At 62.8% G+C, this 22781-nt stretch carries 15 protein-coding genes; 3 read left to right on the top strand and 12 right to left on the bottom strand.

Features of this window, described 5'->3' with window-relative positions; genetic code table 11:
- Positions 1 to 57: 57 nt before the first annotated feature.
- Positions 58 to 1677: an FMN-binding glutamate synthase family protein gene (locus CXQ80_RS18625; RefSeq protein WP_101321863.1), complete on the bottom strand. Its 1620-nt coding sequence runs from the start codon at positions 1675 to 1677 to the stop codon at positions 58 to 60.
- An 87-nt stretch (positions 1678 to 1764) separates the two neighbouring features.
- Positions 1765 to 6045, bottom strand: a complete 4281-nt coding sequence (locus tag CXQ80_RS18620) for a DEAD/DEAH box helicase (protein WP_101321862.1) — start codon at positions 6043 to 6045, stop codon at positions 1765 to 1767.
- A gap of 122 nt (positions 6046 to 6167) precedes the next feature.
- Here CXQ80_RS18620 and CXQ80_RS18615 point away from each other — a divergent pair, with 122 nt between their 5' ends.
- A complete protein-coding gene (locus tag CXQ80_RS18615) occupies positions 6168 to 6581 on the top strand; it encodes an NUDIX domain-containing protein (protein ID WP_101321861.1) in 414 nt (137 codons plus the stop codon).
- Here CXQ80_RS18615 and metR read toward each other — a convergent pair.
- Positions 6565 to 7482 carry a transcriptional regulator MetR gene (gene metR, locus CXQ80_RS18610; RefSeq protein ID WP_101321860.1) on the bottom strand — a complete coding sequence of 306 codons (918 nt, stop codon included), beginning with the start codon at positions 7480 to 7482 and terminating at the stop codon, positions 6565 to 6567. The two genes, CXQ80_RS18615 and metR, sit on opposite strands and share 17 nt — an antisense overlap.
- Positions 7483 to 7689: 207 nt before the next feature.
- Between metR and CXQ80_RS18605 the strand changes: the two genes are divergently transcribed.
- Positions 7690 to 8688, top strand: a complete 999-nt coding sequence (locus CXQ80_RS18605) for an alpha/beta fold hydrolase (RefSeq protein WP_101321859.1) — start codon at positions 7690 to 7692, stop codon at positions 8686 to 8688.
- A gap of 13 nt (positions 8689 to 8701) precedes the next feature.
- Here the strand turns inward: CXQ80_RS18605 and CXQ80_RS18600 are convergent, their stop codons facing one another.
- The 7 genes from CXQ80_RS18600 to CXQ80_RS18570 form a co-directional block, all read right to left on the bottom strand.
- The gene (locus tag CXQ80_RS18600; RefSeq protein ID WP_178080841.1) at positions 8702 to 9028 is read right to left on the bottom strand and encodes a GlpM family protein; all 327 of its coding nucleotides are present in this window, start codon (positions 9026 to 9028) and stop codon (positions 8702 to 8704) included.
- 33 nt (positions 9029 to 9061) lie between these two features.
- The gene (locus CXQ80_RS18595; protein ID WP_101321857.1) at positions 9062 to 10390 is read right to left on the bottom strand and encodes a sigma-54 dependent transcriptional regulator; all 1329 of its coding nucleotides are present in this window, start codon (positions 10388 to 10390) and stop codon (positions 9062 to 9064) included.
- 13 nt (positions 10391 to 10403) lie between these two features.
- Positions 10404 to 12308: an ATP-binding protein gene (locus CXQ80_RS18590; RefSeq protein ID WP_101321856.1), complete on the bottom strand. Its 1905-nt coding sequence runs from the start codon at positions 12306 to 12308 to the stop codon at positions 10404 to 10406.
- 68 nt (positions 12309 to 12376) lie between these two features.
- Entirely contained in the window at positions 12377 to 13111 is a 735-nt protein-coding gene (locus CXQ80_RS18585) for an amino acid ABC transporter ATP-binding protein (protein ID WP_101321855.1), read from the bottom strand.
- Positions 13108 to 13779 (bottom strand): amino acid ABC transporter permease, encoded by a 672-nt coding sequence (locus CXQ80_RS18580; protein ID WP_101321854.1) that lies wholly within the window; start codon positions 13777 to 13779, stop codon positions 13108 to 13110. The genes CXQ80_RS18585 and CXQ80_RS18580 overlap by 4 nt, the downstream gene beginning before the upstream one ends.
- Positions 13779 to 14525, bottom strand: a complete 747-nt coding sequence (locus tag CXQ80_RS18575; protein WP_101321853.1) for an amino acid ABC transporter permease — start codon at positions 14523 to 14525, stop codon at positions 13779 to 13781. The genes CXQ80_RS18580 and CXQ80_RS18575 overlap by 1 nt, the downstream gene beginning before the upstream one ends.
- 97 nt (positions 14526 to 14622) lie before the next feature.
- Positions 14623 to 15537, bottom strand: coding sequence for a glutamate/aspartate ABC transporter substrate-binding protein (locus tag CXQ80_RS18570; RefSeq protein WP_101321852.1), 915 nt, complete (start codon positions 15535 to 15537; stop codon positions 14623 to 14625).
- A gap of 325 nt (positions 15538 to 15862) precedes the next feature.
- Here CXQ80_RS18570 and CXQ80_RS18565 point away from each other — a divergent pair, with 325 nt between their 5' ends.
- Positions 15863 to 20188, top strand: coding sequence for an NEL-type E3 ubiquitin ligase domain-containing protein (locus CXQ80_RS18565; protein WP_101321851.1), 4326 nt, complete (start codon positions 15863 to 15865; stop codon positions 20186 to 20188).
- Between the two features lie 27 nt (positions 20189 to 20215).
- On the opposite strand, the gene glpD is transcribed toward CXQ80_RS18565, so the two are convergent.
- Together glpD and glpR are read right to left on the bottom strand one after the other, a co-directional pair.
- Positions 20216 to 21754 carry a glycerol-3-phosphate dehydrogenase gene (gene glpD / locus CXQ80_RS18560; protein ID WP_101321850.1) on the bottom strand — a complete coding sequence of 513 codons (1539 nt, stop codon included), beginning with the start codon at positions 21752 to 21754 and terminating at the stop codon, positions 20216 to 20218.
- Positions 21755 to 21929: 175 nt separating this feature from the next.
- Positions 21930 to 22685 (bottom strand): DNA-binding transcriptional repressor GlpR, encoded by a 756-nt coding sequence (gene glpR, locus CXQ80_RS18555; RefSeq protein WP_101321849.1) that lies wholly within the window; start codon positions 22683 to 22685, stop codon positions 21930 to 21932.
- Positions 22686 to 22781: the final 96 nt, after the last annotated feature.

Genomic DNA, 22781 nt, shown 5'->3' with positions numbered 1-22781 from the left:
TTGTGAGCGGCATCGGCGGCATGCCGCGCTGACACTGCCGACACCTGCTGCAAACGCTTAGGCGGCCTGCTCGCTGTGGGGCTCGAAGCTGTCGGCCCGAGCCAGTTGCCACATCCGCGAATAGAACTGCCCATCGACCTCGCCGGTGAGCAGCTCGCCCGGTTTGAGAAACACGTGCATCTGCGAGAACAGCTTGATTTCGGTTGCCGAAATCCGCCGTACCAAGTGCTTGGCCTCCAACTGCGCCGGGTGCTCCAGGCCTGCCGCCGCGAGCATTTCGGCCAGCGCGCGCAGGGTATTGTGGTGGAAGTTGAGGACGCGGTTGGCTTTGTCCGGCACCACCAGCGCCCGCTGGCGCAGTGGGTCCTGGGTAGCGACCCCGGTCGGGCACTTGTTGGTGTGGCAGCTTTGCGACTGAATGCAGCCGATGGCAAACATGAAGCCACGCGCCGAGTTGGCCCAGTCGGCACCGATGGCCAGCACGCTGGCGATGTCGAAGGCGCTGACGATCTTGCCGCTGGCGCCGAGCTTGATCTTGTCTCGCAGGTTCAGCCCGACCAGGGTGTTGTGCACGAACAGCAGCCCCTCACGCAGGGGCACGCCGATATGGTCGGTGAATTCCACCGGCGCGGCGCCGGTGCCGCCTTCCTTGCCGTCGACGACGATGAAGTCGGGCAGGATGCCGGTCTCGAGCATGGCCTTGGCGATGCCCATGAATTCCCACGGGTGCCCCAGGCAGAACTTGAAACCAACCGGCTTGCCGCCGGACAACTGGCGCAGTTGGGCAATGAACTGCATCAACTCGATAGGCGTCGAGAAGGCGCTGTGACGGGACGGTGAAATGCAGTCTTCACCCATCAGAATGCCGCGGGTTTCGGCAATTTCGGCGGTGACCTTGTGCTTGGGCAGGATCCCGCCATGGCCAGGCTTGGCGCCTTGGCTCATCTTGATCTCGATCATCCGCACCTGCGGATTGCGCGCCTGCTCGGCAAAGCGCTCGGGGTCGAAACGGCCATCGGCGGTGCGGCAACCGAAGTAGCCACTGCCCAGCTCCCAGGTCAGGTCGCCGCCGTGTTCGCGGTGATACGGGCTGATGCTGCCCTCGCCGGTGTCATGGGCAAAGTTGCCCAGCTTGGCGCCCTGGTTGAGCGCGCGAATGGCGTTGGCGCTAAGCGAGCCAAAGCTCATCGCCGAGATGTTGAAGATCGATGCCGAGTACGGCTGGGTGCACTGCGGGCCGCCGATGATGATCCGAAAGCTCGCAGGGTCCGCCAGCGGCGCCGGGCGCATCGAATGGCCGATGAACTCGAAGCCCGACTGGTAAACGTCGATCAGGGTGCCGAAGGGTTTGTCCGAAGCCTCGTTCTTGGCCCGCGCATAAACCAGCGAGCGCTGCGCGCGGGAGAATGGCAGGGCGTCGCTGTCGGATTCCAGCAGGTACTGGCGGATTTCTGGGCGAATGGCCTCGACCAGGTAGCGAATATTGCCCAGGATCGGGTAGTTGCGGCGCACCGCGTGGCGCTTTTGCAGCAGGTCGAACACGCCGATCAGGCTCAGTACGGCGCTGGTCAGGGTGAGCGGCCAGAGCCATTCATGATGGATGAACGGCAGGCTGGCGAGGGTGAAGAGGACGCATGCGGCGAAAAATGCATAGCGGCTGAGAAGTGACAGGCTCATACGAAATCCTTGCGATGGCTCGGTCAGGCTCAGGGCCTGGGGCAAACCACGACCATAGCGCTAACGCCCGGCACATGGCCAGCGCAGTCAGCCGCGCAGCAGCTTTTGCCGCCAGCCATCCTGCTCCTCGGCAGCTGCCTCGAGCAGAACCACATAGCGCCCGCCGACCCGCGTTGCCACGGGCACACCGTCCTTATACAGCAGCCGATTACCGGCCACTGCCGGCAGTTTGCCGCCTGGCAGCAGGGTGCCAAGCAGGTTCAGTGGATCGCTGCCGCTGATCAACACCAGCTCGCCATCCAGCGGCCTGCGCCTGACCTGGCGCAGCAGCCCGACTGCGTCCGGCAGGGCGAATTGTTCGCCGGCCAGCCCGGCAATAAACCGCCCGCCGCGGATTTCGCCGCGGGCCTCCAGGCGCTGGTAGCAGCGCAGTAACTCACGCCAGCTTGGCAGCGCGTCCGATTCACGCGCCAGCAGACGCCAGCAGATCACCCCGTAGCGGCGCAGCAGCGCCCGCGCGATGTATTCGAGGCGCAGGTCGTGATCGGGTTCGTCGCTGGTGCGCCGGAGCAGTGCCCAGCGCCCGGCATGGGCCATGTCGCTGAACAACGCTGGCCGACCACGCCGGCTGATACGCGGTTTGCGCTTGGCGGCGGGGGTGATCAGGCAGCGCAAGCCGATGAAACTGTCGGCGCCGACCAGGCCGGCCCCGACCAATTCCTGCAATGCGGTTTCCAGCTCGCTGGGCAGCAGATGCGCCTCCTGTGAGAGCTCCTCGAAAAACAACGCCCCTTGCGCCTGCAGTGCGGCATGCACACGCTGCGCCCGCGGCCCGAGGCTGGCGACCTCAGGTGTGCTGGTCAGGCTGCGCCATAGACTCAGATGCTCGCGTGGCAACAGTGCCAGTGGCGTACTCGCCAAGGTGCTGCTGGCCGCACTCGACGCCAGCCTGCTCCAGGCCCATTGGCCGCTGCGGCAGGCGTCATCCAGCCATTGCGGGCTGTAATCGCTGATGCGCGCCGGCAGCAGGTCGGCCTCCCAGGCACCGGCGCCGCCGGGGAACCCTTGCAGTTGGCCGAGTATTTCGCCGAGCGCCTCGCGGCCGCGCATACGCTGATCCTGCGCCAGGTGTTGCCAGTCGAACAGGAAGCGCATGTAGTCCTGCAGGCTGACCGGTTCGATCTCCCGGCGCAGCCGCTTGACCGTGTAGCGATGGATGCGCGCCAGTAGATGCCGCTCACACCACTGCAGCGCCTGCGCGCCTGGGCTGAAATAGCCGCGCAACAGCACGCCTTGTTGTTCAAGGGCGGCCAGGGCCTGCTCGATCTGCGCCGGCGGCAGGCCCAGTGATGCGGCTATCTGCTCACGGCTTTGCGGGCCGCATCCGCTCAGGCGAGAGCGCAGCAGCTCGCCTAGGGCGCTGTCGGCATCGACCGGTGTATCGAAGCCCGGTAACAAGGTCACGGCCGGCTCGAACAGTGCCTGCGGGTACAGCGCGTTGAGCAGGTTCAAGCGCTCACGGGCCACCCACAGCGGCTGCTCGGGGCCGTTCAGACGGCTGCTGCGACCGCTCTTGGCCAGCCGTTGCAGCAGCGCCAGCCAGCCCGGATTGGCCGCTGCCTCGGCCTGGCTGATGCAACCCAGGCTCATCAGCGCCTCGTGCATCTCGTCGCTGTTGCTCGGTTGCGGCCATGCTTCCTGGGCCACCGCGGTGATGGCGTCGGCATCCAGCGCGCCGAGATCATCGGCGCTGTCGACCTCGCTCCAGCGCCGGTTGAGCACCGCCTGAGTGCGCCGCTCTTCCAGCGGTGCATCGTCCAGAAACGCATAGGGCCGGGCATTGAGAATGGCCGCTGCCAACGGCGAAGGTGCCGGCAGGTCGCGGCTGATCAGGCGTAACTGGCCGCCTTCCATGCGTTTGAGCAGGGCCAGCCAGGCGTCGCTGTCCAAGGCTTCGTGCAGGCAGTCGTGCAAGGTCTGGGCAACCAGCGGATGCTCAGGAATCTGCCGCTCGCCGGCGATGTTTTCCAGGCAGGCCAGTTGGTCGGGGAATACTGCTGCGACCAGGTCTTCGCTCTTCATCCGCTGGATTTGCGGGGCCACCTTGCGCCCGCCGACAAAGCGCGGCAAGGCCAGCGCGACCGAGGCAATCCAGCGCCAGCGCACGCCAAACAGGGGCGCGTCGAGCACCGCCTGGATCAGGGTCGCCTCGGCGCTGTTGCTCGAGAGATAGCGCCACACTTCATCCAGCTCGAAGCTGTGGCCAGCAGACAGCGACAGCACGATCGCGTCTTCACTGGCCGCCGCCTGCAGCTCGAAGTTGAAAGTGCGGCAAAAGCGTTTGCGCAGGGCCAGCCCCCAGGCGCGATTGATGCGGCTGCCGTAGGGCGAGTGGATGATCAGCTGAGTCCCGCCGGACTCATCGAAAAAGCGCTCCATGATCAGCGTCTGCTGGGACGGTAAAGCGCCCAGCACCTGCCAGGTGCGCCCCAGATAATCGATCAGTTGGCTGACGCAGGCGTCATCTAGCTGGTACGTAGTTGCCAGCCACTGACTGACCGCTTCAAACGCACCCTGGCTGGCTTGCAACTGCTGATCGAGTTGGCATTGCAGGCGTGCGACTGCCGCCGATAGTTCATCGCTGCGCCCGGGCGCCTCACCGAGCCAGAACGGGATGGTCGGCGGGAGCCCGCGCGCATCCTCTACTCGCACCTTGCCGGCCTCGACCCGCAGGATGCGGTAGGAGGCATTGCCGAGCTGGAAGATATCGCCGGTGATGCTCTCGACTGCGAAGTCTTCGTTGACGCTGCCGATGTTCAGCGCCTGGGGCTCGAGCAGCACGCTGTAGTCGGCGTTCTCGGGGATGGTGCCGCCACTGGTCAAGGCCGTCAGCTGGCTGCCGCGGCGGCCGCGCAACATGCCGCTGACCGCATCACGATGAACATACGCACCGCGCACGCCGAGGTGGCCGTTGTAGCCTTCGGCAAGCAAGCGCAGCAGCGCCTGATAGTGCTCATATTCCAGCGCGGCAAATGGTGCGGCCTGGCGCAGACAATCGAACAAGTCCTGCTCCGACCAGGGCTGGTTGCTGACTTCGGCAACGATCTGCTGGGCCAGCACATCCAGCGGCGCCTTGGGTATGTGCAGCTCATCCAGTTCGCCGCGGCGCACGCATTCCAGCAGCGCCACGCATTCGATCAAGTCGTCGCGCGAGGTGGCGAACAGGCGCCCCTTGGGCGTGCCGTCGACCTGGTGGCCAGAGCGGCCAACGCGCTGGATGAACGCCGCGATCGAACCCGGCGACGCGATCTGGCAGACCAGCTCGACCTCGCCGATATCGATGCCCAGTTCCAGCGATGCGGTGGCGACCAACACCTGCAGCTCGCCAGCCTTCAGGCGCTGCTCGGCCAGCAGGCGGTGCTCCTTGGCCAGGCTGCCGTGGTGCGCGGCAACCACCTGCTGGCCAAGCCGCTCGCCAAGGTGGCGAGTCAGGCGCTCGGCCAGTCGGCGCGTATTGACGAACACCAGAGTCGTGCGGTGGGCGCCGGCCAGCTCGGCCAGGCGGTCGTAGACCAGGTTCCAGGCATCACTGGACATCACCGCGCCGAGCGGCACCGGCGGCACCTCTATGGCCAGGTCGCGCTGGCGCGCGTGGCCGACATCGACGATGGCGCAGGGCCGCTGCTGGCCGACCAGAAACTGCGCCACGCGTTCGACCGGGCGCTGTGTAGCTGATAAGCCGATGCGGCGTAATGGCTTGCCGGTCAGGGCTTGCAGGCGCTCCAGCGTCAGCGCCAGATGGCAGCCGCGCTTGTTGCCGGCCACGGCGTGGATCTCGTCGACGATGACCGTATGCACGCTGCCCAGACCTGCGCGCCCGGACGCCGAGCCGAGCAGCACATAAAGCGATTCAGGCGTGGTCACCAGAATATGCGGCGCGCGCCGGCGCATCGCTGCGCGCTCTTTTTGCGGGGTGTCACCGGTGCGTACCGCGGTGGTGATCTGCGGCGCCTGTAGCCCCTGCGCCTGAATCACCTGGCTGATGCCTTCGAGCGGCGCCTGCAGATTCAGGCGGATGTCGTTGGACAGTGCCTTGAGTGGCGACACGTAGATGACCTGAGTCTGCTCAGCCAATTGACCGTCATTGGCCAGACCTTCGCGGAACAGCTCGTCGAGTACCGCCAAAAAGGCGCTGAGGGTCTTGCCCGAGCCGGTCGGCGCTGTCAGCAATACCGATTGGCCGGCATGAATCAGCGGCCAGGCGCGGGCCTGGGCGTCGGTAACCGTGGCGAAGCGCTGGCGGAACCAGCTGCTGACGGCGGGATGAAACAGCGCGAGGGCAGGGTGCTGCGAGGTAGGCAGGTTCATGTTCTGGTTATGGCGCTCGAACGCGCACTTGGCAAGGGGCCGTTCGTCTAGCGGCGTGTGCTTGATACGCGGGGAGGTTGGATCGGCTATCCTCGCCGGCTTAATCCTGCCCCGAGTTATCCATGCCGAACATCATCCGCATCGCCGCCGCTCTGCTCATCGACCCGCAAGGGCGCACGCTGCTGGTGCGCAAGCGCGGCACTCAGGCGTTCATGCAGCCAGGCGGCAAGATCGATGCAGGGGAGACGCCGTTGGCAGCATTGGGCCGTGAGCTGGAAGAAGAGCTCGGCCTGCGCATCGATGCCGCTGCGGCCGAGTACCTGGGCCAGTTCAGCGCGCCGGCGGCGAACGAACCGGGCTTCGAGGTTCAGTGCGAGCTGTTTCGCGTCGACTGTGCCACCACCGTAGCGCCCGCAGCGGAGATCGAAGAAGTGCTGTGGATGACCGCCGAGCAACCGTCGGCACCACTGCTGGCGCCGCTGACCCGCGACCTGATTCTGCCGCTGTACCGCCGGTTGCTCAACGCACCGCGCTGACCCCATCAAGGGTGGCGAACGAGGTGTCCTTGGCGGTTAGCAGGAAGTCACGCATATACGGCGCATCGAGCATGTCGGTGCGCACCCCGGCGTAGAGCGTGGCAAACAGTCCCTTTTCGCCCAAGCGCTTGCCCTTCACATAGCCGCGCGAGCTGTATTCGTGCAGGGCCCAGTGCGGCATGCCGCAGACGCCACGACCGCTGGCCACCAGCTGCATCATCATCACCGTCAGCTCCGAGGTGCGGATGGCGGCGGGCTCGATGTCGGCGGGTTCGAGAAAGCGGGTAAAGATGTCGAGACGGTCACGTTCCACCGGGTAGGTGATCAGGGTCTGGTCGACCAGATCCTGCGGCACGATGTACGGCTTGCTCGCCAGCGCATGCTGGTTGGCTACCGCCAGCATTGCCTCGTAGGTGAACAGCGGCACGTAAGTAATCCCGGCCAGGTCGAGCGGGTCGGAGGTCACCACCAGGTCGAGATCGCCACGGGCCAACGCCGGCAGCGGGGCAAAGGCAAAGCCAGAGGCCAGGTCCAGTTCGACTTCCGGCCAGGCATCGCGGAACTGGTCGATGGTCGGCATCAACCATTGGAAGCAGCTGTGACATTCGATCGCCATGTGCAGGCGCCCTGCAGTACCACCGGCCAGCCGCGCGATGTCGCGTTCGGCACCGCGCAGCAAGGGCAGGGTGGCGTCCGCCAGTTGCAGCAGGCGCAGGCCAGCGCTGGTAAAGCGAATCGGCTTGGTCTTGCGCGCGAACAGCGGCATGCCCAGGCGCTCTTCAAGTTCCTTGAACTGATGCGAAAGTGCCGACTGGGTCAGGTGCAAGCGCTCAGCGGCCTCGACCAGGCTGTCTGATTCGCGCAGTGCATGAAGGGTTTTCAGGTGACGAATTTCAAGCACGAACAACTCCGGAGCTAAACGCGATAGTGCGTGAGTTTGGCTCATGTTGGCGCGGTTTGTCGATCTGCGGGTGTGGCTCAGGCGGTCTTAATGTTGCCTGAGTGGCCGCCTGGCAGGGTTCATCAAATTGTCACGCAAGTGTGGCAGCGCTTTTCAATCAAGTTGATCAGACTGGCGGACTAATGGGGCTTTGCGTGCTGGTGTTGCTTGATGCGTTTTTTATTGTTTGTGTTGATGCTGTGGGGCGCTGCGCCGAGCGCCATTGCCATGGCGCGCTGCGATGCCAGTGTGGCACTGCAGCGCGCTGACCTGGGGGCGCTGAGCATGGTCTATCAAAGCGTCGGCGCGCCGTCAGATCCTGCGCTGTTGCTCGTCATGGGGCTGGGCGGTCAACTGATCCACTGGCCCGACGATGTCGTGGAAGCCCTGTGCCGACAGGGCTTTCGGGTGATCCGCTACGATAATCGCGACGTTGGTCTGACCCGCTGGAATACAGCGCCGGCCTCGGCCAACCTGACGTTCGAGGCGCTGCGCTACAAACTTGGTCTGAGCGTATCGGCGCCTTACAGCTTGACCGATATGGCCGAGGATGGCGTGCAACTGATGGACGCACTGCACATCGAGCAGTTTCATGTACTGGGGGTGAGCATGGGCGGCATGATTGCCCAGCATATGGCCGCCATGCAGCCGCGGCGGGTGCGCAGCCTGACCCTGGTGATGTCCAGCTCCGGCGCCGCTGGCCTACCGCAACCCAGCGCAGCGTTGCTGCAGTTGCTGGCGCGGCGCAGTGCTCCGAGCCGTGCTGTGGCCATTGAGCAGCAGGCTGACATGCTCGCCGCATTGGGCAGCCCGCAGGTGCAGGATGAGCGCCAGGAGCTGATTCAACAGGCGGCGCAGGCCTATGATCGGGCATTCAATCCGCAAGGCGCCAAGCGCCAGATTCTGGCAATTCTGGCTGAGCCGAGCCGAGTCGAGCTGCTCAATCAACTGCGCGTGCCGACGTTGGTGGTGCACGGTACCGCAGACCCGCTGCTACCGGTGATGCACGGAGTGCACCTGGCGGCGCATATCCAGGGCAGCCAGTTGCGCTTGATTCCGGGGCTTGCGCATCGTTTTCAAGCGCCGTTCAAGGCGCCTCTGCTGGGCGCGGTCTTGCCATACCTGAAAGCCCAGCGTGAGAAACCCTCTCACCTCGCCACACTGTAATAGCGGGGAGTGCTCAGTGCAGGCGCACCCATACGGTCACCAGCAAGGTCGCGGCGATCAGCCAGGCCAGCGTGGCCAGCGCCAGCGATGCCTCCAGGCGCATGCGCTCGACCAGCACATACAGCGTCAGCAGATAGACGAAGTAGGGGATGATCGACCACATGCCGAACACGATGGTGGTTTTCAGGTCCTCGATCGAGCGGCCCTTGCCGACAATGTAGTGAGCGATCAGGGCGAAGGTCGGAAACAGCGGCACCAGCCCGGCAATGTAGTAATTGCGGGTCTTTGACAGGATTGCCAGAAGAATCACCACACCTGCGCCGAGTGCCGCTTTCAATATCAGGTCCACAGAATTTTCCCGTAGCGATTGAGGTCAGCCGAGGCCGTATTTTTTCACCTTGTCGAACAGCGTGGTCTTGGCCATGCCCAGCTCCAGGCTGGCCTGGCTCAAGTTGCCGCCGCTGCGTTGCAGCGCATCACTGAGCAGGTTGCGCTCGAATGCCTCCACCGCTTCGGCAAAACCCAGGCCCTGGCTGGCGCCGCCGCTGGCGGTTTTCTTGAATGCCGGCAAGCCAAGCGCATAGCGTTCGGCGACGTTGCGCAGCTCGCGAACGTTGCCTGGCCAGTCGTGGGACATCAACCGCGACAGGGTGTGGCTGTCCAGCTCAGGTGTTTCGCGGTCAAAGCGCAGCGCCGATTGCTGTAGAAAGTGCTCGAACAACTGCAGGATATCCTCACGTCGTTCGCGCAGCGGCGGCAGCTCAAGGGTAACCACATTGAGCCGGTAATACAGGTCGCTGCGGAACTGGCCGCTCTGGCCTAACGCATTCAGATCAGACTTGGTCGCGGCAATCAGGCGGCAATCCACTGCAATGCTCTGGTTCGAGCCCAGCCGCTCCAGGGTCCGCTCCTGCAGCACGCGCAGCAGCTTGATCTGCAGGTTGATCGGCATGCTCTCGACTTCGTCGAGGAATAACGTACCGCCGTTGGCATGCTCGATCTTGCCAATGCGGCGCTTGCCAGCACCGGTGAAGGCATTGGCCTCGTGGCCGAAAATTTCACTTTCGAAGAGGTTCTCCGGCAACCCGCCGCAGTTGAGCGCGACGAACGGTTGCGCCTGGCGCCGGCTGAAGTCGTGCAGGCAGCGGGCGACCAGTTCCTTGCCGGTGCCGGTCTCACCTTCGATCAACACATTGGCCGAGGTGTCGGCGACATTGGCGATGAGTTCGCGCAGCTCCTGCATGGCCGGCGAGCGGCCGATGATGCGGCCCTCCAGCGTACTCTGGCTTGCCAACTGGCGGCGCAATGACACCACCTCGCGGGCCAGGCCGCGTTGTTCCAGGGCCCTGCGTACCACTTCGACCAGACGCTCGGGCGAAAACGGTTTCTCCATGAAGTCGTAGGCGCCGTTGCGCATTGCGCCGACAGCCATGTCGATGTCGCCGTGGCCGGTGATCAGCACCACCGGCAGGCCGCGGTCACGGGCCTTGAGCCGGCTCAGCAGCTCCAGGCCATCGATGCCGGGCAGGCGAATGTCGCTGACCACGATGCCGGCGAAGTCGTCGCCGATGCGCTCCAGGGCAAGCTCGGCGCTGCCCACGCCTTCGCAGGCGATGTCTTCCAGAGCCAGCGCCTGCTGGCAGCCGAGCAGTACATGCGGGTCATCTTCGACGATCAGGACGGTCAAGGGTGCTTGGTTCATGGGGACCCTTCGCTCATGGCTGCTGTGGCGGTTGTGTGGGGGCGTTGACCAGCGGCAGGGCGAGGACGAACGCGGTACCGCCGCTGGCGGGGTGCTCGACGCTGAGTGAACCTTTGGCGGCAGCTGCGAGGCTTGCCGACAAGGTCAGACCCAGGCCCAGGCCGTGTTCGCCCGGTTTGGTCGTGAAAAACGGCTCGAACAGGTGCTTGCGCGTATCGTCATCGATACCGTGACCATTGTCGCGCACCAGCAACCGGTATTTGTCGGCCTGGAGTTCACCTTCCAGCCACAGCTGCGGCTGCGGCTGGCTGGCCATGGCGTCCAGCGCGTTGCCGATTAGGTTGACCAGAATCTGCTCGAGGCGGGTCTGATCGATGGCCAGCAACTGATCCTCGTACAGATTGTGCAACTGCACATGGCTGCCGGCAATCCGGTTGGCCAGGACCTGCAGGCTGGCCTCCACGGCCTGTGCCAGCGAAGCCTGGCCACCGTCATCGGCGCGGCGGGCGAACGAGCGCAGGCTGGCGGTGATCCGCCCCATGCGGTCGATCAGGCCGTTGATGGTCTGCAGGTTGGCACTGGCAGTTTCCAGTGCGCCGCGTTCAAGGAAACGCACGGTATTGCCCGACAGGGTGCGCAGCGCTGCCAGCGGTTGGTTGAGTTCGTGGGCGATGCTGGTCGACATCTGCCCGATGGCCGCCAGCTTGCCGGCCTGGACCAGCTCGTCCTGCGCCTGGCGCAGGGTCTGTTCGGCATGCCGGCGCTCGCGAATCTGGCCCTTGAGGCGTTCGTTGCTGGCGCGCAGGTCCGCCGTGCGCTCGGCAATCTTGCGTTCAAGGTGGCTGTTGGCTTCTTCCAGCGCCTCACGTGCGGCCAGGCGTGTGGCGATGACCTTGCGCCGTTCGTTCCAGGCAATGCCAAGGATGGTCAGCAAGGCGAAGGCCACCGCGACCAGCACGCCCTGGATCATCGACTCGCGGCGCAGGTCCTGCAGTGGCGTGAGCAGGGTGAAGTGCCACGGCGTATCAGCCAGGCGACGGGTCTGCGCCAGGTAGGTGACCTCGTGCAGTTTGCCCTGGGCGGTTTCGCTATTGGCCGGGAAGGTCAGTTTCTCGACGCCATCGGCGAGGGTTTCGCGGGCCAGCGGCTCCAGCTCGTTGAGTGGCCACCAGTAGTATTGCAGGCTGCGCGCCAGGCGTTCTTTAGTCTGCGGACTCAGTGCACGGACTGCCTTGAGCCGCCTCGCTGGGTCGCTGGAAAGGATGATGATGCCGTTTTCATCACTGACAAAAGCCTCGAGGCGGGCACGCTGCCAGCGCTCTTCGAGGGTGTCCAGGCGGACCTTGATCACGGCCACGCCGATGATCTTGCCGTGCTCTTCCAGGCCGTGAGCCAGGTAGTAGCCGGCTTCGCCGGTGGTGCTGCCGATGCCGTAGAAACGCCCAGGCTCGCCCCGCACCGCGTCCTGGAAATAGGCACGGAAAGACAGGTCTTCACCCAGAAATGAATCAGCGTCGCGCCAGTTGCTGGTCGCCTGGACTCGGCCACTGGTATCGAGGACGAAGATGGCCCGGCTGCGGCTACGACGGTTGAGCCCTTCAAGGTATTCGTTGACGCTCTGCCGCGCACCGCCCTCAGGCTCGCTGAGCAGTTGCGATACGCTGTCTTCCAGCTCAAGCAGGCTCGGCAGATAGGTGTACTTGCTGATTTCACTCTCGACTGTGCGCGCGTGCAGCTCGAGTTGCCGTTCGCCGTTTTCGCTGAGGATACGAATACCGCTGTTGTCACTGAGTACGTAGCCGATCAGGCCCAGGCCGACCATCAGCAGGATGATCAGAGGTGGTAACAGCAGTTGGCGGATCAGACGGGATTTCACGGCAGGCAGGGCAGGGCGCAGGAGCGAGGGGTCGCATTTCATCACAGTGGCCTTGTCACGACCAGCACCCCCAGCCCGGATCGGACCGAACCAGGGGCGCTGCGGCCGGCTTAGTGTTGCAGAATTTTACTGAGGAAGTGCTGAGTGCGCTGGTCGCGGGCGGTCTGATCACCGAAGAATTCGTCTTTGGTGCAGTCTTCGACGATGTTGCCCTTGTCCATGAAGATCACCCGATCGGCCACTTTGCGAGCAAAGCCCATCTCGTGGGTCACGCACATCATGGTCATGCCTTCGTGGGCAAGCTGGACCATTACGTCGAGCACTTCGCTGACCATTTCCGGGTCAAGTGCCGAGGTTGGTTCGTCGAACAGCATGACGATCGGGTCCATCGACAGGGCGCGGGCAATCGCCACACGTTGCTGCTGACCGCCGGAGAGCTGGCCAGGGTGCTTGTGGGCGTGGGCTGACAGGCCAACGCGCTCAAGCAGGGCCAGGCCTTTCTTGGTGGCTTCTTCCTTGCTGCGGCCAAGCACCTTGATCTGCGCGATGGTCAGGTTCTCGGTAATGGTCAGGTGCGGGAACAGCTCGAAGTGCTGGAACACCATGCCGACTCGCGAGCGCAGCTTGGGCAGGTTGGTCTTCGGGTCGGAGATCGAGGTGCCATCGACGACGATGTCACCCTTCTGGAACGGCTCCAGCGCATTGACGCACTTGATCAGGGTCGACTTGCCCGAACCGGAAGGCCCGCAGACCACGACCACTTCACCCTTTTTGACATCGGTGGTGCAGTCGGTGAGCACCTGGAAGTCGCCGTACCACTTGTTGACGTTCTTGATGGAAATCATACGGTGATCCTTTTTTGCAGGCGCTTGACCAGCCATGAAGCGGAGAAGCTGATAATGAAGTAGACGAGACCGGCGAAGAGCAGGAATTCATTCGCGCGGCCGACAATGTCGCCACTGGCACGGGCCGAGTTGAGGAAGTCGACCAGGCCCACGGTGTAAACCAGCGAAGTGTCCTGGAACAGGATGATGCTCTGCTGCAGCAGCAGTGGGGTCATCTTGCGAAACGCCTGCGGCAGGATGATCAGGCGCATGGTCTGGCCATAGGTCATGCCCAGCGCCTGGGCAGCGCCCATCTGGCCTTTGGCAATCGACTGCACACCGGCGCGGACGATTTCGCAGAAGTATGCCGCTTCGAACATCATGAAGGCCACGACGCACGAGGTGAACGCACCGATTGGTGTGTCTTCGCCGGTGATCCAGCGCAGCACGAACGGCACTGCCAGGTAGAACCAGGTGATCACCAGCAGCAGCGGGATCGAGCGGAAGTAGTTGACGTAAGCGCCCGCAATATTTGCCATCAGCTTGCTCGATGACAACCGCATCAGCGCCAGCACGGTGCCCAGGGCAATACCGCCGACCACACCCATGACCATCAGTTGCAGGGTCATCAGCATGCCGTTCCACAGGCCCGGCAGCGCGGGGATGATGTCCGAGAAGTCCAGTTCCATCACTTGCCTCCTACGGAAATCAGGCCAGGTACGGCCACTTTCTTCTCGACCATGCGCATCAGCAGCATCAGGCCCATGTTCAGGGTGAAGTAGATCAAGGTGGCCAGGGTGAAGGCCTCAAACAGGTTGGCCGAGAATTCAGCGGTCTGTTTGGTTTGCGCCAACAGCTCCATCAGGCCGATCAACGAGGCGACCGAGGAGTTCTTGAAGACGTTGAGAAATTCAGAGGTAAGCGGCGGAATGATGATCCGGTACGCTTGCGGCAGCAGTACGTTGCGATAGATCTGGGCCAGGCTGAAGCCCATTGCCCGAGCGGCAGATTCCTGCCCGCGTGGCAGTGCCTGGATACCGGTACGCACCTGTTCGCAGACTCGCGCTGCGGTGAACAGGCCAAGGCAGATGATCACACTGATCAATGCCGAGGTAGTCGGGTTGAGGTCTTGCTTGAACCATTCCTGCAAGCCTTCGGGCAACAGGTCAGGGATCAGGAAGTACCAGATGAACAGCTGCACCAGCAGCGGCACGTTGCGGAACAATTCGACGTAGGCGGTAGCGATCCCTGATACCAGCCTGTTCGGTACGGTGCGCATGACGCCGAGCAGCGAGCCCAGCAGCAAGGCAATGATCCAGGCGCAGATGGCAATGGCGATGGTCCAGCCCAGGCCGGTGATGTACCAGTCCAGGTAAGTTTCGCTGCCGACGCCAGTGGACTTGAAGAACACGCCCCAGTCCCAGTTGTAATTCATCGGGATTTCCCCTCGGATCGTTGTTTCACGGGCACCTTCGAACATCCAAGGGCGCGAGCGCCCTCGGATGAAAGGTTAGACACTAACTAGCTGCGGGTCAGGACTTCTTTTCGTCTGCCGCTTTATCGGTAGGATTGGCAATCAGCTCTTTCAGCTCATCGCTCATCGGGAAGTTCAGGTTCAGGCCTTTTGGTGGGACTGGCTGGGTGAACCATTTGTCGTAGATCTTGTTGATCTCGCCCGACTTGTACAGCGCAACGATCGCGTCATCGACGGCTTTCTTGAACGGTGCATCACCCTTGCGCACCATGCAGCCATAGATTTCGTAGGATTGCGGGGTGCCGGTCACGGCCCAGAGGTTTGGATTCTTGGCCTTGGCCATTTCACCGGCGAGCAGCGCGTCATCCATCATGAAGGCGACTGCACGGCCGGATTCGAGCATCTGGAAGGCTTCGCCGTGATCCTTCGCGGAAATCACGTTCATGCCCATCTGCTTGTCGGCGTTCATTGCCTTGAGGATGCGTTCGGAAGTGGTACCCGCGGTGGTCACCACGTTCTTGCCTTTCAGGTCAGCGAAATCCTTATAGGAGGAATCTTTCTTCGACAGCAGACGGGTGCCCACCTCGAAGATGCCTACCGAGAAGTCGACCTGCTGCTGGCGCTCGACGTTGTTGGTGGTCGAGCCACACTCGACATCGACGGTGCCGTTCTGCACCAGCGGGATGCGGGTCTGGGAAGTAACCAGGTTGTACCTGGCTTTCAGGTCCGGCTTGTTGAGCTCTTTTTTCAGGTGCTCGACGATGGCCAGTTGAATGTCGTGAGAGTAGCCGACCGGTTTGCCCGAGGCATCGGCAATGTAGGAAAACGGAATGGAACCGTCGCGGTGGCCCAGGGTGATGGTGCCCGAGTCATTGATCTTCTTCAGGGTGCCGGTCAGCTCTGCAGCCATGGCCGGCGAAGCGATAACAGCGGCCGCGATAGCGGCGCCCAGCAATTGACGAACGATACGCATCAAATTTTCCTCGACATGTTTGTTTTTTTTATGGAGCCGTTGGCGGACTCTTCGTTCCACGAATACTGCTAAAAGCAGTGCATTCGGCTACCAAGTGTAGAGCATGACTCGTGCCAAGCCATGCTGTCGACCTTAACGACTCGTCATTGCTTGAGTTTGACGGTTTGAAGATCCCGCAGATGTTCGACCTGCCGAACGATGCGCGGTTTTTGTGTTCGGTTATCCGGACGCCAGGCGCTGGCATGCAGCCGATGCGATAACTATGCAATGCACGACAGGGGCGCTGGCTTGATGTGCTGTGCGCTTTGCCAGCCGAGGCCCGCCCATGCCCACTGATCAGCCCCCGAGCGACTCCATTGATACCCTCATCGCCCAATGCCTGCCTGGATGGCTGGTGGGCCACACGCAACCGGAAAGGCTCGATGCCCTTCGCCATGCCTTGCGCCGCCAGGCCTTGTGCCATTCCCGGCTTGATCCGGTTCTGAAAGCCATCCCCTCCTTGCATACCTTTGCGAAAGACTTGCTCAAGCTGAAGCTGCGCGCGAGCGGTATCAGCAACCCGGACGTGACTGGCAGCAAGGTGCGCGTCTCGCAGCGGCTGGTGGTGCCTACCGTATCCCCGGCGCTGCCGCAGTCCACCTACATTCGTCGTTCCAAGCGGTCATTGCTGGAAGCGGCGCTGCATAACTATCACCGGGCGGAAACGCGCCCTAGTCTGCAGTTCAAGGGAGAACTGGTCGACTGCAAGGGCGCTCACTTGCCGATGAGCTTTCCGGCGTTCGCCTCCGCGTGTCGCGAGATTGACGTAGGTGGCAAGTACCAGGCGTTGCTGGCGCGTCATCTACAGCCTGAAGACGGCCCGGAGGATGAGCCGGGCCAGGCGACCTCCCGTTTGCACGGGCTGTTCGAAGCCAATTTCAGGGCCAATTTCGAAGTGGCTATGCGGATCGCTGCGTTCAAAGGCGATATTGACGAGCGCACGTATTTCTTGCTGTTGCCGCAAGTGAGCGAAAAGCCGGTGGTTCCGGCGGTGGTGGGCACGGTTGTGCCTCGTCAGTTGTACCTGCTGGGTCGCCCGGTGCAAGGGGTGCTGGCGCTGGAAGTGCGCCCTTCGTTCGACGAGGCAGTGGAGTCGGTGGTTCTCTGGATACCTGATGACCCTCAGGTGCCTGTTTCCCGTCATGCCAGTTGGGCAGCGCTGAACCGGCATCTTGGCGAGCGTTTCCGTGAACCGGCGTACCGACGTTTTTTTGCACGCTTTGTAAGCGAACGTGAGCGCATCAATTTCTATCGGGTACTGAACGAGCGGGTTTCAGAGGCGCGCGCAGCCTCAGTGGAGCTCGATGCCCGTTCGGCCCCGATCACCGACTCGCCGTTTGAACACCTGCGCAGGCAATATCTCGCCAAGATCATGGACGACGCCCAGGTACTCGCCGTGCCCACCGATGTCGAAGACGACGAGGACCGGGAGGCGCGCATGCAGGGCTACATGGAGCTGGGTCTGAATGTGCTCAATTTGGCCGGCTTCTTCGTGCCGGTGCTTGGCGCAGTGCTGATGGTGGCGAACGCGGTACAGATTGTAGGCGAAGTGTACGAAGGGTACGAAGACTGGCGCATGGGTGACCGCGAAGGGGCCTTGAACCACTTGTTCAACGTTGCCGGGAACGTCGTAGTCGGCGTGCTGATCGCTGGCGGCAGCAAACTTGCCGTACACGCCGTTGAACGCTTGGCTTTCGTGGATGACCTGGCTCCGGTGTACACCTCCACTGGCAAGGTCAAACTCATGGCCACAGACCTGCCGGGTTACGATGTCCAGCCTGTACGTCGTGTAGGCGCACAGGAATGGCTTTGGCATGTCGAAGAGGGGCGTTACCGGGTTGTGGACGATCCTCAGGACGGCCGCTCGAGGATCATGCACCCAGGTCGCAGGAGTGCCTACCGGCCGGTTATCGAAGAGAACGGCGGCGGGGGCTGGCGCCACGAATTGGAAGCTCCCCAGCACTGGGCAGGAAGGGCCAATCTGGTCCGTCGCCTGAGTGCTCCACTGGCAGAGCTGCCGGAGGCAACCTGCGACTATCTCCTACAGGTGACCGGGCTCACTGAAGCACAGATTCGTCGTTTGCATGTGGAACACATGGGCCCACCTGCACGCTTGCTTGATGCCCTAGAGCTTCATCAGGCGCATGAACAACATCCAGACTTCGGCGCGCCACGCCTGGCCCAGCATGTTGCCGCGCGGCAGGTGCGGCCCAAGGGCATTGAGCGACTACTGCAGCGAACATTCCCGAGCCTGTCGATTCGCTGCACGCGCGAGGTCCTGCAGCAATGCAGCGGGGCCCAACTCGATACGCTCAGCGACGCACAGCGTATTCCCCTGGCGGTGGCCGAGCGCGCCCGATGGTCACTGCGCGAAAGCCGCCTGGATCGGGCGTGCGCCGGTTTGCGCCTGCCGCGGTGCGTCAATCCCGACACTGAGCGCTTGGCCCTTGGCTTGTTGAGGCGTCAGGTAGCCTGGCCGGACACTCTGCGGATCGAAGTGCGTGAAGGCAGCCAGAGCGGCCGGCACCTGGCCAGTATTGGCACAGAGGGTGCGCCGGACGTGCGGTGTATCGTGCGCCGCAGCGACGGCTACCGCTATGCGGGGCATTCCACCTCTGGCTCCTATCTGGCGGCAGTGCTGGCTGCGCTTGACGAGACGCAAACAGTTGAGCTTGGCGATGCCGGTGTCAGCCCCGACGCCTTGGGCACGCTACTGATCGAAGCAGCCGCCACTGATCGCCACCAGGCGGCCGAGCTCTGTGGCATGTCGCGCCTGGGCGCCGGCCTGCGGCCGCCGACCCGGTTGGGTGACGGGCGTATCGGTTACCCATTGAGTGGCCGAGGCGAGAGCAGCCAGCGGGCGATGAGGCGTGGTATTCACCAGGTTTTTCCGACATTGACGGACGAACAACTACAAGCCTACCTGCTCGACCTCACGGAGCGGCGGGTAGGGCTGTGGGAGCATTACGGCCAGCTGATGGCCCAGTTGTCGAGCCTGCGTCGAGGGTTGCGCCAGTGGCGCAGGGATGCCAGTAATCCGCTGCATGCGCTGCGCCGGCGCCGGGTCGCTGCGGCGATACGGCGCAGCTGGCGGCGAAAGATTACCGATGAGCGCGGCGACTACGCGTTGATTATCGACGGCGAGCGAATCGGTAGCCTGCCCGATTTACCGCAGGGGGTGAGCTTTGACCATGTCCGGCGTCTGATCCTGACCGACATGGGCCTGACTGAAATCGAAGGGGATTTTCTCAGGCGTTTTCCAAACCTGGTGGAGCTCGACCTATCCGGTAATCGCCTGGCTGCGATCCCCCACGGCATTGAGCAGATGCCCCACCTGCGGTATCTGAATCTGCGGCGCAACAGAGTGGTGATGGACGAGGGCGGGGAACTGCGGCTTGCTGGGACAAGCGCACTGCGACGTATCGACCTCAGCCACAACCCGTTGGGGAGGGCACCGGTATTGACCCGTCTGGTCCATTTGCGGGAGGTCAACCTGCGCTCTGCCGGCCTGGAGGCGTTACCTGAGCGGGTTTCGTTTCGTGCTTTTGTGGACTTGCGCAACAACAACATTCGCGCACTACGTCTAGAGGTGCAACAGTTGCGCCTGCAGGTAGAACAGTTGTCCTTGCACGACAACCCGCTGAACGCAGCTGACGAAGCGCTGCTCGATGAAGCCCGCGGGCTTAACCCGGGGCAATGGGGGGCAGCGTCCGCACGGCATCGTGCGGTTGACAGCAATCTGTTCAACAGGTGGGCCGGCAGTGCCGCAGATTCCGCCGAGCGTGACCGCCAGCAGGCGACCTGGACAGCACTGCTTGAAGAACCGCAGTCGCAAGGGCTATTTCGCTTCCTGGCAGACTTCGCCCACACCGAGGACTTCGAGCAGCACTCCGGGCATTACCGCAGCCGTATCTGGCGCATTCTGGAAACCTGCGAACAGCATGAGCAGTTGCGACAGCAGATCTTTTTCGAGGCATCCGGCCCACGCAGCTGTGAAGACCGGCTGCTCCTGCTGCTGGAGCAGATGGAGCTCGGGGTGCTGGTGCAGCGTGCTGTTGAAGATGCCCATGGTTACCGGATCGAAGCCCGCTTGCTGGGCTTGGGCCGTGGCCTGTCCAGGCTCGACGAGGTCGACCGCCTGGCTACGCTGCACGTGCAACGCATGCAGGCCGAGCACGCTCCACATGTCGATGAAATCGAGGTCAGGCTGTTCTACCGGCAGCGGCTTACGCATCCCCTGGGCCTGCCGATCCAGATCGACGAAATGCACTACCCGGGTTTCGCGAACATCACCACCAGTGATCTGCTGCGGGCGCAGGACATCGTGCTGGGCAACGAATCGGTCGAAACCCTGATTCAATCGTTGGCTCAGCGACCGTTTTGGGAACAGTACGCGCGGGAGTTTTATGCGCAGCAATTTGAAGAGCTGGTGCAGCCGCTGTACCAGCGCATGGAGGCGGTGCAGGCTCAGGTTGATGAGCAAGTGATCGACGAAAGCGAATTTCTGCAACGCTGTGCAGCATTGAGGACTGATTACGACCGCAGCGAGCGTGCACTGCTGCTGCGCCTTGCTCGGGAAGCCTATGAACGCTGGGCGGGCGCGCCCCCTTGAAGAATCAAGAGGGCTGGGCCGGCATTATCAGGCTGCGCGGCGGTCGGCGCGAATCTTACGAGCCTGCTTCAGGTATTGCTCCAGGTCGGTGTGTTCTTGTGCGGTCAGCGACAGGCCCAGCTTGCCACGACGCCAGAGGATGTCATCGGCTGTCTGGGCCCATTCCGCCTCCAGCAGATAATCCACCTCGCGGGTGAACAGCCCGGCGCCAATCGCCTGGCCCAGGTCCTCGGGGCCGTTGGCGCCATCAAGCAGCCGCCATACGCGGCTGCCATAGGCCAGTACCCAGCGCTTGGCCATGTCCACGGGCAACCAGCTGAAACGTGCCGTAACGGCATCGACCAACGCCGGTACCGTTGTCATATTCTCGCCGCCCGGCAGTGGTGCAGTGGCCGTCCAGCTGCCGCGCATCTGGGTGAAGAATGGCTTGAGTTCAGCCATGGCCGATTCGGCCAACTTGCGGTAGGTCGTAAGCTTGCCGCCGAATACCGACAACAGCGGCGCCTGGCCGGCTTGCGCGGAGAGGGCAAGGGTGTAGTCGCGTGTCACTGCCGAGGGGTTGTCCGACTCATCGTTGCACAGCGGCCGCACACCCGAATAGGTATGCAGGATGTCGGCCTCACTCAGCTGATGGTTGAAATGCTCGTTGACGACCTTCAGCAGGTAGCTGGTTTCCTGTTCGGTAATCGCAACCTGGGCCGGGTCGCCGGTGTACTCGCGGTCCGTAGTGCCAATCAGGGTAAAACGCTCAAGATACGGGATGCAGAATACGATGCGCTGGTCTTCATTCTGCAGGATATAGGCATGTTCGCCCTCGTAGAGGCGCGGCACGATCAGGTGGCTGCCCTGGATCAGACGGATGCCGTAAGGGGCCTGTAGCTTGAGGTCGTCCTTGATGAAGCTGGCTACCCACGGGCCTGCGGCGTTGACCAGCGCACGGGCACGAATGGTGCGCAGTGTGCCGTTGGGCTCCTGCAACTCGACCTGCCACATGCCGTCAACGCGTACGGCACTGAGGCAGCGCGTACGAGTATGGATATGTGCGCCGTGTTCGCGGGCAGCCATGGCATTCAGTACCACCAGGCGGGCATCGTCGACAGCACAGTCGGCGTACTCGAAACCCCGGCTGATCGATGGTTTGAGCGGATTGCCAGCGGCAAAACGCAGGCTGCGCGATGCGCCGAGGCGCTTGCGTTTGCCCAAATGATCATAGAGGAACAGCCCAGCCCGGATCATCCACGCAGGGCGCAGGTGCGGCCTGTGTGGCAGTACGAAGCGCATTGGCTTGACGATGTGCGGAGCCTTGGCCAGGAGCACCTCTCGTTCAGCCAAGGCCTCACGAACCAGACGGAATTCGTAATGTTCCAGATAGCGCAGGCCACCATGGATCAGCTTGCTGCTGGCGGACGAGGTGTGTTGCGCCAGGTCGTCCTTTTCGCAAAGGAACACCTTGAGGCCGCGCCCGGCAGCGTCAGCGGCAATGCCCACACCATTGATACCGCCGCCAATCACGGCAACATCGTAGCAATCGGCAGGGACGGGCTGGGAGGAAACGGGCTGGGACACGGGCAAGGCCTCCTGAGGCTGATACCATCGAAAATGAACATCGATGTTCGTTTGCGAAAATACTAGCGCAACAAGCAAGCATTCGCCAGCGAGTCTTCATAGAAAACTTCAATAGGCGCGGCGAAATGAACAATAGCGAACATGGCGCGGCGCTCAGTGCGACGCCGCGCGCAGGTCACACCACTTCCAGGCGGACCTTGTTGTCGTTGAGCAGTTGGTTCAAGGCGGGCGAGGGCGGCTGATCGGTCACCAGGCAATCGACCAGATTGATCGAGCCGAGCCGAACCATCGCGTTGCGCCCGTACTTGCTCGAGTCGGCAGCGAGGATGACCTGCCGCGCATTGGCAATGATCGCCTGGGAAACACGCACTTCCTGATAATCGAAATCCAGCAGGCTGCCGTCTTCATCGATGCCGCTGATGCCGACCAGGGCGAAATCGACCTTGAACTGGCTGATGAAGTCGACACTCGCCTGGCCGACCACGCCGCCGTCACGGCGCACCGTGCCGCCAGCGACCAGCACTTCGAAGTCATCCTTGGCACTGAGGATCGACGCGACGTGCAGGTTGTTGGTAATGACCTTGAGGTGATTGTGATTGAGCAGGGCGCGGGCAATCGACTCGGTGGTGGTGCCGATGTTGATGAATACCGAGGCATGGTCCGGGATCTGCCGGGCCACGGCTTCGGCGATGCGCTGTTTCTCGTCGCGCATCTGGTCGGCGCGCATGGCGTAGGCGGTGTTTTCGATGCTCGAGTCATATGCCGCGCCGCCATGGTAGCGCCGCAGCAGGTTGCTCTCGGCAAGCTGGTTGATATCGCGGCGAATGGTTTGCGGGGTAACGACGAACAGCTGGGCCATTTCTTCGATACTGACGTAGCCGCGTTCGCGCACCAGTTCGAGGATTTGTTGTTGGCGCGGGGGCAGATTCATGGGCGGTCCTTGGGGGCTGCCGGACAAATGCTGCAATGATGCCGTAGGAAAGGGATGACAGCCAGTGCGCACAGTACAAACAAGTCGGTCGCCATG

This window comes from Pseudomonas sp. 02C 26, from assembly GCF_002843585.1.
Lineage (GTDB): Bacteria > Pseudomonadota > Gammaproteobacteria > Pseudomonadales > Pseudomonadaceae > Aquipseudomonas > Aquipseudomonas shirazensis.
This window is presented reverse-complemented; position numbering and strand designations above follow the sequence as displayed.